Genomic DNA, 15,792 nt, shown 5'->3' on the forward strand with positions numbered 1-15,792 from the left:
CGTTAGTGGTTGAAGAAGAACTCGCGGCCGGTGAGCACGGCCCAGACGAAATCTTCGATCGCCTCGCGGCGCGCCTGCGGGCCGTCCCTCGCGGCTTCCGCGAGGAGCGCGACGAACTTCGTGCGCTCGGCGTCGGTCGGCGGGCGCGTGAGCGCGGCGAGGTACACGCGGTCCACGATCTCGCCGTCGGTCAGTTTCGCCTCGGTCCACTTCGCGACCACCGACTGCTTGTCGCGGAGCTTGTCGTTGAGCGTCACGCCGTTGTTCAGGTGGAGCGCCTGGGTCACGCTCGCGTCGGCGGTGCGCTCGCACGCGCAGGTGGCGACCCGGTCGGCCCGGCCGAACGCTTCGAGGAACCGCGACAGCAGCAGCGAGTCCGGGAGCTGCATCGCCCGCGTGCCCATTGGGTACGCCGCGACCGGCGAGGCGGCGTCGCCGGCGGCCGACTTCACCTGGTTGAACGCGGTCGGCACGCCGGTGAGGTCGGAGTACGCGTCGAGGATCACCTCGGCCGGGAGCCGGCGGACGATGTACCGCGAGTAGAACCGGTCGTCGGCGGCGCTGGCGGGCAGCGGCTGCGACGAGCGCTGGTACGCGGCCGACACCAGAATGCCGCGCATCAGTTGCTTCAGGTCGAACCGGTTCTTGACGAAGTCGGCGGCGAGCGCGTCGAGCAGTTCGATGTTGCTCGCGGGGTTCGAGACGCGCAGGTCGTCCTCGGCCTCGACGAGCCCGCGGCCCATGTAGTTCCGCCACACGCGGTTCACGATCGCCTTGGCGAAGAACGGGTTCCCCGGGGCCGTCAGCCAGTCGGCGAAGTACGCGCGGCGGTCGGTCGCGGAGTCGAGCGGGAGCGGCTTGCCGTCGAGGGGCGCCGGCGGCACCGCGACGCCCCGCCGCGGGTGCAGCGCCTCGCCGTCGAGCCGCGACTGCACGAGCACCTCGCCCGCCCGGTCGCCGTTCTTCAGCCCGACGCGGGAGAACAGGTTCGCGAACGCCCAGTACTCGTCCTGGGTCCACTTCTCCAGCGGGTGGTTGTGGCACTTCGCGCACCCGATGCCGGTGCCGAGGAACGTGACCGCGGTCGCCTCGGCGAGGTCGCTCACGTCCTTGTGCAGCACGAAGTAGTTGCCGCCGCCGTTGCCCAGCGTGCTGCCGGACGCGGTCAGCACGTCGCGGGCGAACTTGTCCCACGGCTCGTTGTCGGCGACCGACTGGCGGACCTTGCGGTAGAACGCCCACATCGCCGGTTGCGGGAGCTTGCGGCTCGACACCAGGAGCAGGTCGGACCAGCGGTGCGCCCAGTAGTCGGCGAACTCGGGGCGGTCGAGCAACTTGTCGATGAGCTTCGCGCGCTTCTGCGGGTCCGTGTCCGCGAGGAACGCCTTCGCCTCCGCGACCGGGGGCAGGATGCCGCAGGTGTCGAGGTACGCGCGCCGGACGAACTCCGTGTCGGTGCATTGGCCGGACGGCGGGAGGTTCAGGAGTTCGAGCTTCTTGAGGACCAGCTCGTCGATGAACCCACCCCCGGCGGGCCGCGCGAACGCGGCGGCCCCAACCTGACTGGGGAAGGGGACGGTGACGGTGAGCGTCGCGACCTTGGTGCCGAACGCGACGACGACCGCGGCCTCGCCCGTGCCGGTCACGGTGATGACGCCGTCCTCGGTCACCCCGGCGACGAGGTCCTCGCTCGACGTGAACTTGGCCCAGCGGGTCACGTCCTCGGTGGTGCCGTCGGAGTACACCGCCCGTGCGACAACGCGGGCCGTGTCCTTCGGCTTCAGCAGCGCGGCCTTCGGGAAGACCTCGATGCGTTCGAGCTGGGCGTCGGCGTCCCGCGGGCCGCGCGCGCCCTGCGTGATCCATTCGAGCAGGAGCGCGTAGTTCTCGTCGCCGTCGGTGACGCGGGTGCCGCCCCCGTGGGGCACGAGCCGCGCGCCCTTCTTCAACAAGAGGCTGTCGGCGGGGGTGGTTTGGTCGACGCGGCGGGCGAGCGCCTGGCGGGTGAGGACGAACCAGTCCGACTCCGGGTCGAACCCGCGGAGCGAGAGCTTGAGCCCGCCCTTGCCGGCGAGTGCCCCGTGGCACGCGCCCGAGTTGCACCCGGTCCGCGTGAGGACCGGCAGGACGTGGTTGCGGAAGCTCCACTCGGCCGGCTTCTCGAACCCGCTCACTGCAACCTTCGCGGCGGCCGTGCGGCCCGCGACGGTCACGGTGACGACCGCCTCGCCGTTGCCGGCCGCCGTGACGACGCCCGCGGCGCTGACCTTCGCGACAGTGTCTGCCGCCGCCGCGAAATTTGCGGTCGCCGTGAGGTCGCGGACGACGCGGCCGCCCTCTTCCTCGACGACGAGGAGTTGCTGTGTGCGGTTCGGCCCCGAGAGAGCGACCGCCGGCGGGTACACGCGCAGCTCGCCGGCCGACGCCGGGAGTGCGATCGCGAGCGTGAGTGTGGAGAGGATCAGTCGCATGTCACAGGTGTCCGGCGGGTGGTGTCTCAGAACAGCTCGTTGATCGGCTTCACGTTGTAATCGACGAGCGGGATCGGGCGGTTCTGCGGGCCGGGGAGTTCCTTGTGCGGGTCGAGGCCGAGCCCCTTGTAGAGCGTCGCGGCGACCTCCGCGGGGGTCACCGGCCGCGACTTCGGCGCGTACCCGAGTTCGTCCGACTCGCCGATGATCCGGCCGCCCTGGAGCGGGCCGCCGCCCATCAGGATCGACCACACGTGCGGGTGGTGGTCGCGGCCGCCGGCCGGGTTCACCTTCGGCGTTCGGCCGAACTCCCCGCACGCCACCACCATCGTGTTCGACAGCAGCCCGCGGTCGCTCAGGTCCTCGAGCAGGGCGGTGTACGCGGCGTCGAAGTTCGGCACCACCTCCTTCGCCATCTGCTGCACGTCGGTGAACGGCCGGGAGCCGTGGATGTCCCAGGTGACCTCGTCGAACACCGTCTCGAACATGTTCACGGTGACGAACCGCACGCCGGCCTCGATCAACCGCCGGGCCATCAGGCACGACTGGCCGAACCGGGTGCGGCCGTAGCGGTCGCGGGTCTTCTCCGACTCCTTCTCGAGCGCGAACGCCTCGCGGGCCTTGGCCGACGACATGAGCTTGTAGGCGAGCGAGAAGTTCTCGTCGAGTTGCCTGGCCGCGCCGTTGTTCTCGAACGCGGCGGTCGCGCCGTCCACGGCGTCGCGGAACTTCTGCCGCCGCTCGGCCCGGATGCCGGAGATGTACTCGGGCGGGAGCAGGTCCGGCACCTTGAACCCCGGCGCGTTCGGGTCGGCGTTCAGGATGAACGGGTCGTGCGTCTTGCCGAGGTAGCCGGCCGCGTGGCCGTGCGGCAGGTTCCCACCGGTGCGGCCGATGGGCTTGGGCACGAGGACGTGCGCCGGCACCTCGCCGCGGCCGCCCTTGAGGTAGCCGAGGGCGCACCCGACGTGCGGGTACTCGATGCCGCCGGCGAACAGGCGGCCGGTCTGCATCATCTGGTGGCCGGTGTCGTGGACCGCCGTGGCCGTGTGGTACATGGACCGCACGATCGAGAACTTGTCGGCGTGCTTCGCGGTCCTCGGAAAGATCTCGCTGAGCTGCGTGCCGACGACGTTCGTCTTTGTCGCGGTGAACGGCCCGCGGACCTCGGCGGGGGCGTTCGGCTTCGGGTCGAACGTGTCGAGCTGGCTCGGCCCGCCGACGAGGAACAGCATGATGCAGTTCACGTCGTCGTCCTTGGCCTTCTCCCCGGCCGCGGCCCTGGCGCGGTTCAGGCCGGCGAGCGTGAGCCCCAGCGGCGCGATCGCACCGGCGTGGAGGAAGTCGCGGCGGGTGTGGCCGTCGCAGAACGTGACGGGGCGGTCGGCGTCGAGCCTGATCATTCGCGGAACCCCGGGAGGGAGAATCGACGGAGGCGAACGGGTTTCGAGGACGATGTTGAGTGTAAATTATCGCTCGCGGCCGGGCCGAAGTCTTGTCAAATGGCCGCGAATAATTGTAGCAATGCCGCACGGCGGCCCGGCGCGACGTCACGCCGTGTCTGCGATAGCGGCACTTCGTGACAATCCACGGTTGTGGGAGTGGATGCGGAAACTTCCGTGTGGGCGGGGATGGATGGTTCTCACGGGCGGTCTGTGGGATAGAATTGAGCGCACTCCCGCCCGCCTGTTCGACCCACCCCGCCGGTGCCTCCGAGGCGTTCTGATGACCCACTGGTCGCTGCTCCTCGCTCTCGCAACCGCCGCCGCGCCCGCCGCCGCCGGTGCCGCCGAACCGCCCGCCAAGGCGACCCCCGAACAGGTCGAGTTCTTCGAGAAGAAGGTGCGGCCGGTCCTGGCCGACAACTGCTACTCGTGCCACGGCCCGAAGAAGCAGAACGGCGGGCTGCGCCTCGACACCGCGGCCGGGCTCAAGGCCGGTGCGGACGACGGAGCGGTCATCGTCCCCGGCGACCCGGTCAAGAGCCGGCTGCTGAAGTCCGTTCGGTACGAGAACGACTTCAAGATGCCGCCCAAGAAGCAGCTCCCCGCTGAGGCGATCGCCGTCTTGGCGGAGTGGGTGAAGGGCGGGGCGGTGGCCCCCGAGGACGCGGCGGCGGGGTCGGCCGCGGCCGACCCGAAGTCGCACTGGGCGTTCAAGCCGATCAAGAACCTGCCGGTGCCGCAGGTCGCGGGCGCCGCAACCCCGATCGACGCCTTCGTGCTCGCGAAGCTCACCGAGGCGAAGCTCGCGCCGGCCCCGCTCGCCGACCGCCGCACGCTCGTCCGCCGCGCGTACCTCGACCTGATCGGCCTGCCGCCGACGGCCGCCGAGGTCGAGGCGTTCGAGAGGGACGCCGACCCGAGGGCGTGGGAGAAGGTGATCGACCACCTGCTCGCGTCGCCGCAGTACGGCCAGCGCTGGGGCCGGTACTGGCTCGACCTCGCCCGGTACGCCGACACCAAGGGGTACGTCTTCAACGAGGACCGCAACTACCCGTTCGCGTACACGTACCGCGACTACGTCGTCCGCTCACTGAATGAGGACAAGCCCTACGACCAGTTCGTCACCGAGCAGCTCGCGGCCGACCGGCTGAACCTCGGCGACGACAAGCGGCCGCTCGCGGCGCTCGGGTTCCTCACCCTCGGCCGGCGGTTCCTCGGCAACACCCACGACATCATCGACGACCGCATCGACGTCGTCACCCGCGGGCTCATGGGCCTGTCGGTCGGGTGCGCCCGGTGCCACGACCACAAGTTCGACCCGATCCCCGCGACCGACTACTACTCGCTGTACGGCATCTTCGCGAGCACGAGTGAGCCGAAGGACCTGCCGCTCATCGGCGAAGTGAAGCGGACGCCCGAGGTCGTCGCGTTCGAGGCGGAGGTCGCGAAGCGGGAAGGGGAGTACAAGGCCGAGTTGCAGAAGCGGTACGCGGCGACGCTGAAGAAGCTCCGCGACCCGGCGGCGGTGGCCGACTACCTGCGGGCGGTGATCGAGCTGCGGAAGACGCCGGACGCGCAGATCGGCAACGCGATCCGCGAGCGCGACCTGCTCCCGTTCGTGTTCAACCGGTGGAAGGCGTTCCTCGCCCCGCAGTTCAAGGCGTGGTCGCCGGTCTACGGACCGCTTGCGGCGCTCGCGGACGTGTCCGACAAGGTGTTCGCGGAGACGGCGGTCGAGGTGGTCGCCGCGCTCGCGAAGGACCCCAAGACGCCGGTGAACCCGCTCGTGCTGAAGGGGCTGATCGACGCGAAGCCGCCGACGTTCAAGGCCGCAGCGGAAGCGGTCGTCGCGGTACTCACGGCGAAGCCGCCCGAGGGCGAGCCGTCGAAGGACCAGGCCGAGGTCTTCAAGGCGTGGGGGGCCGGCGGCCCGCTCGACATCGCAATCACCGACTTCGACAAGATCCAGAACCGCGCCGACCGCGACGCGCTCACCGCGATCCAGAAGAAGACCGACTCGTTCAAGGCGACCAACCCGTTCGCCCCGCCGCGGGCGCACGTCCTGGCCGACAAGTCGAGCCCGTTCCAGTCCTACGTGTTCCTGCGGGGCAACCCCGGGAACCGCGGGCCGAGCGTGCCGCTCCAGGCGCCGGCGATCACGAGCCCGGGCCGCAAGCCGTTCACCGACGGTAGCGGCCGACTCGAACTCGCACGGGCGATCGCGAGCCCCGAGAACCCGCTGACGGCCCGCGTCCTCGTGAACCGCGTCTGGGCCGGGCACTTCGGCCACGGGTTCGTGAGGACCCCGAGCGACTTCGGCGTCCGGTCCGACCCGCCGAGCCACCCGGAACTCCTCGACTGGCTCGCGACGCAGTTCGTGAAGGACGGGTGGTCGCTGAAGAAGCTCCACAAGCTGATGATGACCTCGGCCGCCTACCAGCGCTCGTCGGTCACGAGCGCCGAGGCGTTCAGGCTCGACACCGAGAACAAGCTGCTGTCGCACCAGAACCCCCGCCGGCTCGACTTCGAGGCGATGCGAGACAGCCTGCTCGCGGCCTCGGGCAAGATCGACCTCGCGCTCGAGGGCCGGCCGGTCGACCTGTTCAAGGCCCCGTTCACGACCCGCCGCAGCATCTACGGCATGATCGACCGCACGAACTTCCCCGGTACGATGCGGGCGTTCGACGTCGCGAGCCCCGACACGCACAGCCCGCAGCGGTTCCAGACGACCGCCCCGCAACAGGCGCTGTTCCTGATGAACAGTCCGTTCGTGGCGGAGCAGGCGCGGAACCTCGCGGCGCGGCCCGAGGTCGCGGCCGCCAAGACGCCCGAGGACAAAGCTGTCGCGCTGTACCGCCTTGCCCTGAGCCGCAACCCGACGAAGGCGGAACTCGCGCTCGCGCTCGAGTTCGCCGCGGACGACGACCCCAAGGCCGCGTTCAGCGCGTGGCCGCAACTCGCCCAAACGCTCCTGCTGTGCAACGAGTTCGTGTTCATCGACTGACCCACCGCCGCGCCTTGCTTGCGAACGATCCCAGAGAGACCCGCGATGAACTTCCCGCACTCCTCCCGCCGCGAGATGCTGACCCGGTGCGGCGTCGGCATGGGCGCGCTCGGCCTGGCGCAGCTCCTCGGCACCTCGGGGCAGCTCACGGCGCACGCCAAGGGGGCCGACGGCCTCAACCCGCTCGCGCCCAAGAAGCCGCAGTTCCCGGCCAAGGCGAAGCACGTCATCCACATCTTCGCCAACGGCGGGCCGAGCCAGGTCGACACGTTCGACCCCAAGCCGCTGCTCGCGAAGTACGCCGGGAAGCCGCTGCCGGCCGCGAACCTCAAGACCGAGCGCCGCACCGGGGCCGCGTTCCCGTCGCCGTTCAAGTTCCAGAAGTACGGCCAGTCCGGCCTCGAAGTCAGCGAGATCTTCGCCAACACCGCCAAGCACATCGACGACATCTGCGTGATACGGTCGATGCACGCCGACGTGCCGAACCACGAGCCGTCGTTCCTGCTCATGAACTGCGGCGAGCCGAGGCAGATCCGCCCGAGCGTCGGCTCGTGGGTCACCTACGGCCTCGGGACCGAGAACCAGAACCTGCCCGGGTTCGTCGCGATGTGCCCCGGCGGGTTCCCGCTCCAGGAGGCGCAGAACTGGCAGGCCGGGTTCCTCCCGGGCATCTTCCAGGGCAGCTACGTCGACACGCGGAACACCGACGTCGAGAAGCTCGTCGAGTTCGTGAAGAACAAGACGGCCCCCGGCCCGGCGCAGCGGAAGCAACTCGACCTGCTCGCCAAGATGAACGCCGCCCACCAGGCCGAGCGGCCCAACGACCCGCAACTCGAGGCCCGCATCCAGTCGTTCGAGCTGGCGTACCGGATGCAGTCGGAGGCTAGCGAGGCCTTCGACGTGAGCCGCGAGCCGAAGCACGTGCTCGAAGCCTACGGCCCCGGCGACCAGGCCCGCAGCCTGCTCCTCGCGCGCCGCTTGGTCGAGCGCGGGGTGCGGTTCGTGCAGCTCAGCCACGGGCCGGTGCAGCCGTGGGACAGTCACGACGACCTGGAGAAGGAGCACCGCCGGCTCGCCGGGCAGATCGACAAGCCGATCGCGGCGCTGATCTCGGACCTGAAGCGGCTCGGGCTGTTCGAGGAGACGCTCATCATCTGGGGCGGCGAGTTCGGCCGCACGCCGGTGGTCGAGCTGCCGACGCCGGGGTCGAACCAGGGCAAGGTGAACGGCCGCGACCACAACCACTGGGGGTTCACGGTGTGGATGGCGGGCGGCGGGGTGAAGGGCGGGCAGGCGGTCGGCGCGACCGACGAGTTCGGGTTCAAGGCGGTCGAGAACCCGGTCCACGTCCACGACCTGCACGCCACGATCCTGTGGCTCCTCGGGTTCGACCACGAGAAGTTCACGTACCGCTACGCCGGCCGCGACTTCCGCCTCACCGACGTGAAGGGCAACGTCGTGAAGCAGGTGCTGGCCTAGCGAAGAGAGGCGATGGTACGCGGGTGATGCGGATCGAGGTGGGATCGAAGACCGATCAGCCGAGACCCGCGGTTGAAATGACGTCTCGTTTGATCCTCTTGATCCCCGGCTTCGCTCCGCGTCATCCGCGTACCATCGCTTTGCCTTTTCTTGCCTTGATGGCGGCGACGAGGTCGGCGTTCGTGCGGATGACGGCGTCGAAGTCGGTGTAGCAGCACCCCACCGTGTCGGGCTGGTGCGAGTCGCTGTTGCCGAGCTGGGCGAACTTCGGGTACTTCTTGAGCAACTCGGCGGCCCGGCGGCGCAGCTCGTCGTCCATGTTGTTCGACATCACCTCGATGCCGTCGAGTTCCGCGTCCTGCTCGCGGACGAGCTTCTCGAACGGCTGGTTCCACCGGTTCGGGTGCGCCGCCACGCACGCGCCGCCCTGGCGGTGGACCTCGCGGGTCAGCTCGCGCCACGCGGTCCCCCGCGGGAGCGCGAACGGGTCCGTGACCCCGTAGCACAGCACGTCGCCGCCCCGGCCGGTGACCTCGACCCCGGCCAGGATCACGAGCCGCGGCTCGAACGCCCGCAGCTCGGCCAGCTCCGGCTCGGTCCACATGTGGTCGTGCTCGGTGATGACGATCCCGTCGAGGCCCGCGGCGGCCGCCGCCCGCACGAGGTCGAACGGGTCGCTCTGCGCGTCGTGCGAGTGCCGCCGGGTGTGCATGTGCAGGTCGAACTTCATCGTCGCCGGCCCCGAAAATGAGAAGCGGGCCCGCCCCGGCCGGGGGGGGGGGGCGTTTTTGCGGGGGGGGGACGGTATTAGGGGGCCGGGGGGGGGGGGCCACGTGTGGTGGGGTGGTGGGGAGGGCGGGGGGCGCGGGGTGGGCGGGGGCGGGGCTACCGTCCGCGCCCCCCCCCCCAAAACGCCCACCCCCCCCGCCCGGGGCCGGCCCGCTTCTCATTGTAGCCGTGCGGGTCACTTCTTCAGGGGCAGGGCGGCGGCGTACACGTTGTCGTCGGTCGGCTTCACCTCGAACGTGAGCGTGCTCCGGGCGTTGTACTCGGTCGGCACGTCGTTGGTGAACACGTGCTGGTTCATTTCCTTGTTGAACCCGAGGTCGCGCTGGTTGTAGACCTGGACCGACTTCGGCCCCGCGGTGGTGCGGGCCTCGAACCGGCCGTCGACGATCTTCGCCGAGGCCGGCGCCGCCTGCCCGGCGGGGTCGATGAAGTTGACGACGCCCGCCCCGACGGGCTTGCCCTGCCACGTCACGGTGCCGGTGACCTTGTACACCCGCGGGCCGCCGTCCGAGCAGCCGGCCGCGAGGGCCGCGAGAAGACCCGCGGAGACGACCCGACGGAGCATGGGCGCGCCCTCACCAGTTCCCGGCCGGCTCGCCGCCGTTGCGGCTGCCGATCGCCTTGAACACCGACGGGGTGATCCCGTTCGACACGAACTTCGTGGACCCGTCGGCGAACGTCACGTTAACCCCGCCGAGGTGGTAGCTCCGGGCCAGGACGAAGATGTTGCTGCCGCCGTAGATGCACGGGGCCCGCGGGAGCGGGTTCACGTTGTTGCAGTAGTTGAACACGTCGGGGACCTGGGCGTTCGGCGGCTGCGTCGTGCTGAACGCCACGCCGCTGTGGGCCGGGTTGTAGTACCGGCCGCGGATGTCGTTGGCGCCCTCGTCCGGCACGAGGATCAGTTCGCTGACGAGCGCCGTGTTCGACGTTCCGTCGCCGACGTCGGTGAGCCGGGTCTTCGACAGGGCGTACAGCATCCCGTCGAGGCTCGCGCTCGCGGCGAGGCCCCCCTCGTTGAAGTACCCGCTGCTGGCGCACACCACGAAGTTGCCCGAGAAGCCCTGCGTCGGCTGGCCCCCGCCGCCCGCGAAGAACGTCTTCGTCTTCGGGCTGGTCGGGTCCGACGGGCACATCATCGTCGGCAGGACCGTGCCCATGCCGCCGGGGAAGCTCAGCGCCGACGAGCCCGTGGTGTTGTCCATGTAGTCCACGAACTTCGCGTACAGCGCCTGCTGCTCGAGGTACGGGAGGGTGTCGTGCAGCCAGCACCGGCGGTCCTGCGAGTTGCCCGGGAACGTCGTCGTGTGCGTGCCGTCGATGTAGTTGTACGTCCCGTGCGGGAAGTGCCCCTTCGCGTCGTGGTGCCCGTGCAGCGCGATCGCGACCTGCCGCTGCCCGCTGGTACACTTCACCCGGGCGGCCGCCTCGCGTACCTTTTGAACGGCGGGGAGCAACAGGCCGATCAGGATCGCGATGATCGCGATCACCACCAGCAACTCAATGAGCGTAAACCCCGGGCGTTTCATGGCGGTCTTCCCCCTGGAGCCATACGATCTGATGTGACGATTCGACGGCACGCGGGAACCGTTGGACGATACCCCCTGCGTTTCGGTCCCGCAATCAATTTTCGCACATCCTTTCCACCTTTTTCCGAACGGGCTCCCGGATGGCACCAGGTTCGACTCCCCGCGGGCACGCACGAGCGATCTGGGCGGCCGCCGTCGATGCCGTGCGCCCGGAGCCACTCGTTCAGGCGGCGCTCGCTGGCGATGAGCGGGTTCGCGCGGCCCGGCGCGTCGTCGTTGTCGGGGCCGGGAAGGCCGGTCCCGGAATGGCCGCCGGCCTCGAAGCGGCGCTCGCGGCGCACCTGGACCGCGTGGAGGGGCTAGTGAACGTGCCGGCGGGGATGTCGGCCCCGCTGAGGCGCGTGCGGCTGCACGCGGCGCGGCCGCAGGGGGTCAACGAGCCCCGGCCCAAGGGGGTGGCCGGGGTCGAGGAGATGCTGCGGTTGATCGAGTCGGCCGGTCCCGACGACGTGGCGGTGTGTCTCCTATCGGGCGGAGGGTCGGCCCTGCTGCCCGCCCCGGTCGCGGGCGTACCGCTGGCCGACAAGCTCGCGGTGACCAAGCTCCTGCACCGCTCGGGCGCGACCATCGACGAGATGAACTGCGTGCGCAAGCACCTGTCGCGGGTGAAGGGCGGGCGGCTCGCCGAGGCGTTCCGCGGCCAGCTCCTGCTGTCGCTCATCGTCTCGGACGTGGTCGGCGACCCGCTCGACGTCATCGCGTCCGGCCCCACCAGTCCCGACCCGACGACCTTCGCCGAGGCGCAGGAAGTGATGCGGCGCTACGGGTTGCTCGCCGCCGCTCCCGCGAGCGTGGTGCGGCACCTGGAACGCGGGTGCGCGGGCGAAATCGCCGAGACGCCAAAAGTGGCCGCGGCGAACGTCGAGAACCGCATCATCGGCAGCAACCGCGTGGCGCTCGACGCGGCCGGCCGGACGGCCGAGACGCTCGGTTACCGCGTCCTCGACCTGGGCGCGTTCGTGGAGGGCGAGACGCGGGCCGTCGCGACGGCGGTTGCGGGGGTGGTGCGGAGCATCCGGGCCGACGGCGCTCCGGTCGCCCCGCCGGCGTGCGTCCTGATCGGCGGCGAGACGACGGTGACGCTCGGTGATAACCCGGGGAAGGGCGGTCGGAACCAGGAGTTCGTCCTGGCGGTGCTCGCGAAGCTCGGTGCGGCGGGAATGCGTGGCGTCACGGTCCTGAGCGGCGGGACCGATGGCGAGGACGGCCCCACCGACGCCGCGGGCGCAGTTGCCGACGCCGAAACGCTCGCGCAATTACTCCGCGGCGGCGTGTCAGTAACTGAACACCTCGCGGCGCACGACGCCTACCCGTGCTTCGAGCAGGTGGGGGCGCTGCTCACGCCCGGCCTCACGGGGACCAACGTCATGGACGTCCGCGTCGTCCTTGTCGAAAAGGTGTGAACTTTTTGCAGCTCGACCACTCGGGTTGTAAATGCTACCGGTCAGAATCCCAGTCGCCGGGCCGTTTTTTCCTATTGACCAGATTGTCACGTCCCGCAGAGTCGGTGTCCGGCCACTGCGGACGCGAAATGTCCATTGGCACGCCGCTTGCTATTACTTCTTTCGTTCTCGACTGGCACAGAGGTGAGAGGTCACCGGGGCCGGAAAGAGAAGAGGCACGGTGCGGACCGGAACCCGCACCAAGGGGCCGGTCGGCAGCGAGTGTGTCGGGAAGAGGCCGGATGAACCGGCCCAACCGACGGACCCGTTGCCGACCGGTCCTTGTCATTTCCCGATGCCGGCCGTCACCATCCGTGGCCGGGATACCCCTACCCCACATCAAACACACGACCGGTGCCGCCGGTACAACCCGCACTCCGGCGGGCCGCACTTCGTCGGGTTTCCATCTTCCCGGGCAACGCGCGGGGGAGGGCACGCCGATAACTGTGGTACGCCCCCACGACGGGGCGGTTGACGGAAACCTAACCACGGAAGGATTTTACAATGCGTAAGCTCATCCTCGGCCTCTTCATCGCCGCCCTGACCATCAGCGGCGTGGCCGGCTGTAAGAGCGCGAGCGGCGGCTGCTCGTCCTGCGGCAAGTAATGCCGCCCCACCGTCCGGAACTGCGGCCCCTCACCTCTCGCCGCGGTTCCGGACGCTCGCCCTTCTCGCGGATTCCCGCACTCCCTCCGGTGTATCAGGTCAGCTCCGCCGGCAGCGGGCACGCGGCGTCGGCGCCGATCACCGTGGTCCACTCCCGCACGCGCCAGTTCATCACCAGTCCGTTGATCACGTACGGATCGCTCTTCGCGAAGGCTTCGGCCGGGGCCGCGGAGTCGCAGCGAAACAAAAGCACCGCTCCATCGATCGGGTTCGCGAACGCGCCGCCGAGCACGAGTTCGCCGCGGGCGACCGCGGCGCGGGCGTGCGCGAGGTGCGCGGCGCGGAACGGCTTGCGCCGCTCCGCGTAGTCCGGCACCGCGTCGTAGATCAGCAGGAAGTGCATGTCAGTACGTCGCGCGGCCGCCGGAGATGTCGAAGCAGAACCCGGTGGTGAAGCTGCAATCGGCGCTGCTCAGGAAGTGGACGAGCGCCGCGACCTCGTCGGGCTTGCCGGTGCGGCCGAGCGGGATCTTCGAGAGCATCATGTTGATCTGGTCCTGGCTGAGCTGGTCCAGGATCGGCGTCTGGATCACCGCCGGCGCGACGCTGTTCACGCAGATGTCGCCCTTGCCGACGAGTTCCTTCGACAGCGACTTGGTCAGCGCGATCACCGCGGCCTTGCTGGCGGAGTAGGGGCCCATCTTCGGGTTCCCCTCCTTGCCGGCGATGCTGGCGATGTTCACGATCCGCCCGTACTTCCGCTCGATCATCGACGGCAGGACCGCCTTGCAGCACAGGACGAGCCCGGTCACGTTGATGCCCAGAACGAACTCCCAGTCCTCGCGGACGCTCTCCCAGATCGGCACGTCGCGGCCCTTGCGGCTGGCGACGCCGGCGTTGTTCACGAGGACGTCCACGGGGCCGGCGGCCCGCGTCACCTCGGCGAACACCCGATCCAGGTCGGCTTCCTTGGTGAGGTCGCCGACCATCGGGACGCCGCCGATGTCCCTGGCGACGCGGTTGGCGTTGTCGGGATTCATGTCGAACACGCCGACTTTGGCACCCGCGCCGGCGAGCCGGCGGCAGATCGCTTCGCCGATCCCTTGACCGCCCCCCGTGACCACTGCTACCTTGCCATCAAGCCTGAAGAAGTTCGCGGACATCAGAATTGCCCCAGAAGAGGTTGTCGGTGGCAGACGTTGTAGGCGGTCCCGGCCGGAAGGCGAGTCGCGACCCGGCGTGGGCGGGAACACGTGCGGCCGAACGGCCCGGTTGTTCGCTCCGAACGGGTGGCAGCGGCTCTGTCAGATGAACGGCGGCCGCCCACCGAGTCGGGAGTTCCCGACGAGAACGTATTGTCAACCCGGGGCAGAGTTTTGCACAATACCCAGGCGGGCCTCCGGTCTCTGCCGGCGGCCCCCGCGCAACACACTGTCGGGGGCGGGATGAAACCTCACCGCGTGGGGGAAGGCGAGCGGTCGCTGGCCGTGTTCATCGATTTCGAGAACATGGGGCTGGGCTTCAACGGCCGCCGCGACCGGTTCGAGATCAGCAAGGTTCTCGAGCGGCTCGTGGAAAAGGGCAAGATCGTCTGCAAAAAGGCGTACGCCGACTGGTCGCGGTTCGGCGGGTACACCGGCGCGCTGCACGAGGCGGCCATCGAGTTGATCGAGATCCCGCGCCGCGGGATCACCGGCAAGAACTCGGCCGACATCCGACTGGTCGTGGACGCGATCGACCTCGCGTACAGCAAGGACCACATCGACACGTTCGTGATCGTGTCCGGCGACAGCGACTTCTCGCCGCTCGTCTCGAAGCTCAAGGAACTCGGCAAGCACGTCCTCGGCCTCGGCCTCGCCGACGCCACGTCGGCGCTGCTCCGCGACAACTGCGACGAGTTCATCTACTACGAGGACCTCGACCGCGCGCCGATCATCCCCGTGTCGGTGAACGACCAGATCCCGGAGAAGAAGCGGAAGGTGTTCGCGCTGCTCCTAGACTCGCTGCTGGCCCTCCGCCGCGAGAACAAGGAGGTCATCTACTCCTCGATGCTCAAGGACACGATCAAGCGGAAGAAGCCGTCGTTCAACGAGGAGTACTACGGCTACCGCACCTTCAGCGAGCTGCTGGAGGACGCCCAGAAGGAAGGGCTGCTGGAGATCGACAAGCACAAGTCGAGCGGCATGTACGTCGTGACGCGGTTCGGCCTGGAACTGCAGACCGGCGGCCCGACCGTGGTGTCGGTGGTCCGCAACGGGAACGACGGCCGCCGCGGCGACCCCCGGCCGGTGCCTCTCCCGGCCGCTCCCGTCCAGCCGCGCGCGGCACTTCCCCCCGCGGCGCGGACCCAGCCGCCCGAGAAGCGCGAGGACCGCCCGGAACCGGCCCCGACCCGTCCGGCCGCCCCGCCGGTGCAGCGGCCCGTTGCGCCGCCCCAGAAGCCGGCCGCCGCTCCGCCGGTCACGCGAGTCGCCGCCCCGCCGCGGCCGGCCGCACCCGCCGCGCCCGCGGAGCCGCCCACGCCCCCGCGTGGGAGCCGGACGCTCGGCCGCGCTCTGGTCGAAGACCTCGACGACCTCGACTTCGACGACGAGGTGCCGAGCTACGCGCCGGCCAAGCCCGTGCCGAAGCCCCAGCCCGCGAGCCCGCCCACCGCGGCGAAGAAGCCGCCCGAGCGCGCCCCCCGCAAGGCGGCGGCCCCGAAGCCGGCACCTGTGGCGAAGGAGACCGCCCCGCCGAAGCCGGTTCCCGTAGCGAAGGTGAGCGCGCCGTCGAAGCCGGCCGCACGGGCTCCGAAGGCCGCAACCGCCGCCCCGGCGGCCGAGGTGCCGGCCCCGCCCCCGAAGCCGCAACCGAAGCCCGTTGCGCCCCCGAAGCCGGCCCCGCGGCCGGCGCTCGACGATGACGACTTCGGGGCCGGCATCGGCGACTGACCGCCCCACGCGGGGCGGCCCCGACCGCCCCGCG

Annotated in this window: 11 protein-coding genes; 4 read left to right on the forward strand and 7 right to left on the reverse strand. The window is 69.9% G+C overall.

Annotated features, from left to right (window positions below; all coding sequences use genetic code 11):
• Positions 1-2: 2 nt before the first annotated feature.
• Both ACTIGN_RS00110 and ACTIGN_RS00115 read right to left on the reverse strand, forming a co-directional pair.
• Positions 3-2,471, reverse strand: coding sequence for a DUF1553 domain-containing protein (locus tag ACTIGN_RS00110; RefSeq protein WP_439620260.1), 2,469 nt, complete (start codon positions 2,469-2,471; stop codon positions 3-5).
• Positions 2,472-2,497: 26 nt separating this feature from the next.
• Positions 2,498-3,874, reverse strand: coding sequence for a DUF1501 domain-containing protein (locus ACTIGN_RS00115; protein WP_439620261.1), 1,377 nt, complete (start codon positions 3,872-3,874; stop codon positions 2,498-2,500).
• Between the two features lie 322 nt (positions 3,875-4,196).
• Here ACTIGN_RS00115 and ACTIGN_RS00120 point away from each other — a divergent pair, with 322 nt between their 5' ends.
• Together ACTIGN_RS00120 and ACTIGN_RS00125 are read left to right on the forward strand one after the other, a co-directional pair.
• On the forward strand, positions 4,197-6,920 hold the full coding sequence (locus tag ACTIGN_RS00120; protein WP_439620263.1) for a PSD1 and planctomycete cytochrome C domain-containing protein: 2,724 nt from the start codon (positions 4,197-4,199) through the stop codon (positions 6,918-6,920).
• A gap of 45 nt (positions 6,921-6,965) precedes the next feature.
• A complete protein-coding gene (locus tag ACTIGN_RS00125; RefSeq protein WP_439620265.1) occupies positions 6,966-8,399 on the forward strand; it encodes a DUF1501 domain-containing protein in 1,434 nt (477 codons plus the stop codon).
• 121 nt (positions 8,400-8,520) lie between these two features.
• On the opposite strand, the gene ACTIGN_RS00130 is transcribed toward ACTIGN_RS00125, so the two are convergent.
• The 3 genes from ACTIGN_RS00130 to ACTIGN_RS00140 all read right to left on the reverse strand — a co-directional run bounded on the left by ACTIGN_RS00130 (position 8,521) and on the right by ACTIGN_RS00140 (position 10,717).
• Positions 8,521-9,129, reverse strand: coding sequence for a CehA/McbA family metallohydrolase (locus tag ACTIGN_RS00130; protein WP_439620267.1), 609 nt, complete (start codon positions 9,127-9,129; stop codon positions 8,521-8,523).
• 234 nt (positions 9,130-9,363) lie between these two features.
• A complete protein-coding gene (locus ACTIGN_RS00135) occupies positions 9,364-9,753 on the reverse strand; it encodes a hypothetical protein (RefSeq protein ID WP_439620269.1) in 390 nt (129 codons plus the stop codon).
• 10 nt (positions 9,754-9,763) lie between these two features.
• Entirely contained in the window at positions 9,764-10,717 is a 954-nt protein-coding gene (locus ACTIGN_RS00140; protein WP_439620271.1) for a DUF1559 domain-containing protein, read from the reverse strand.
• A 140-nt stretch (positions 10,718-10,857) separates the two neighbouring features.
• Here ACTIGN_RS00140 and ACTIGN_RS00145 point away from each other — a divergent pair, with 140 nt between their 5' ends.
• On the forward strand, positions 10,858-12,180 hold the full coding sequence (locus ACTIGN_RS00145; protein ID WP_439620272.1) for a glycerate kinase type-2 family protein: 1,323 nt from the start codon (positions 10,858-10,860) through the stop codon (positions 12,178-12,180).
• 739 nt (positions 12,181-12,919) lie between these two features.
• On the opposite strand, the gene ACTIGN_RS00150 is transcribed toward ACTIGN_RS00145, so the two are convergent.
• Both ACTIGN_RS00150 and ACTIGN_RS00155 read right to left on the reverse strand, forming a co-directional pair.
• Positions 12,920-13,228: a YciI-like protein gene (locus ACTIGN_RS00150; protein WP_439620274.1), complete on the reverse strand. Its 309-nt coding sequence runs from the start codon at positions 13,226-13,228 to the stop codon at positions 12,920-12,922.
• Between the two features lies 1 nt (position 13,229).
• Entirely contained in the window at positions 13,230-13,988 is a 759-nt protein-coding gene (locus tag ACTIGN_RS00155; protein ID WP_439620276.1) for an SDR family NAD(P)-dependent oxidoreductase, read from the reverse strand.
• A 282-nt stretch (positions 13,989-14,270) separates the two neighbouring features.
• On the opposite strand from ACTIGN_RS00155, the gene ACTIGN_RS00160 reads away from it, so the two are divergent.
• Positions 14,271-15,758, forward strand: coding sequence for an NYN domain-containing protein (locus ACTIGN_RS00160; RefSeq protein ID WP_439620277.1), 1,488 nt, complete (start codon positions 14,271-14,273; stop codon positions 15,756-15,758).
• Positions 15,759-15,792: the final 34 nt, after the last annotated feature.

The organism is Gemmata sp. (genome assembly GCF_051859125.1).
GTDB lineage: Bacteria > Planctomycetota > Planctomycetia > Gemmatales > Gemmataceae > Gemmata.

Bases quoted from the DNA above. Each gene is read 5' to 3' on its own strand.
- ACTIGN_RS00110 (WP_439620260.1), bottom strand. From the start codon at position 2,471: ATGCGACTGATCCTCTCCACACTCACGCTCGCGATCGCACTCCCGGCG.
- ACTIGN_RS00115 (WP_439620261.1), bottom strand. From the start codon at position 3,874: ATGATCAGGCTCGACGCCGACCGCCCCGTCACGTTCTGCGACGGCCAC.
- ACTIGN_RS00120 (WP_439620263.1), top strand. From the start codon at position 4,197: ATGACCCACTGGTCGCTGCTCCTCGCTCTCGCAACCGCCGCCGCGCCC.
- ACTIGN_RS00125 (WP_439620265.1), top strand. From the start codon at position 6,966: ATGAACTTCCCGCACTCCTCCCGCCGCGAGATGCTGACCCGGTGCGGC.
- ACTIGN_RS00130 (WP_439620267.1), bottom strand. From the start codon at position 9,129: ATGAAGTTCGACCTGCACATGCACACCCGGCGGCACTCGCACGACGCG.
- ACTIGN_RS00135 (WP_439620269.1), bottom strand. From the start codon at position 9,753: ATGCTCCGTCGGGTCGTCTCCGCGGGTCTTCTCGCGGCCCTCGCGGCC.
- ACTIGN_RS00140 (WP_439620271.1), bottom strand. From the start codon at position 10,717: ATGAAACGCCCGGGGTTTACGCTCATTGAGTTGCTGGTGGTGATCGCG.
- ACTIGN_RS00145 (WP_439620272.1), top strand. From the start codon at position 10,858: ATGGCACCAGGTTCGACTCCCCGCGGGCACGCACGAGCGATCTGGGCG.
- ACTIGN_RS00150 (WP_439620274.1), bottom strand. From the start codon at position 13,228: ATGCACTTCCTGCTGATCTACGACGCGGTGCCGGACTACGCGGAGCGG.
- ACTIGN_RS00155 (WP_439620276.1), bottom strand. From the start codon at position 13,988: ATGTCCGCGAACTTCTTCAGGCTTGATGGCAAGGTAGCAGTGGTCACG.
- ACTIGN_RS00160 (WP_439620277.1), top strand. From the start codon at position 14,271: ATGAAACCTCACCGCGTGGGGGAAGGCGAGCGGTCGCTGGCCGTGTTC.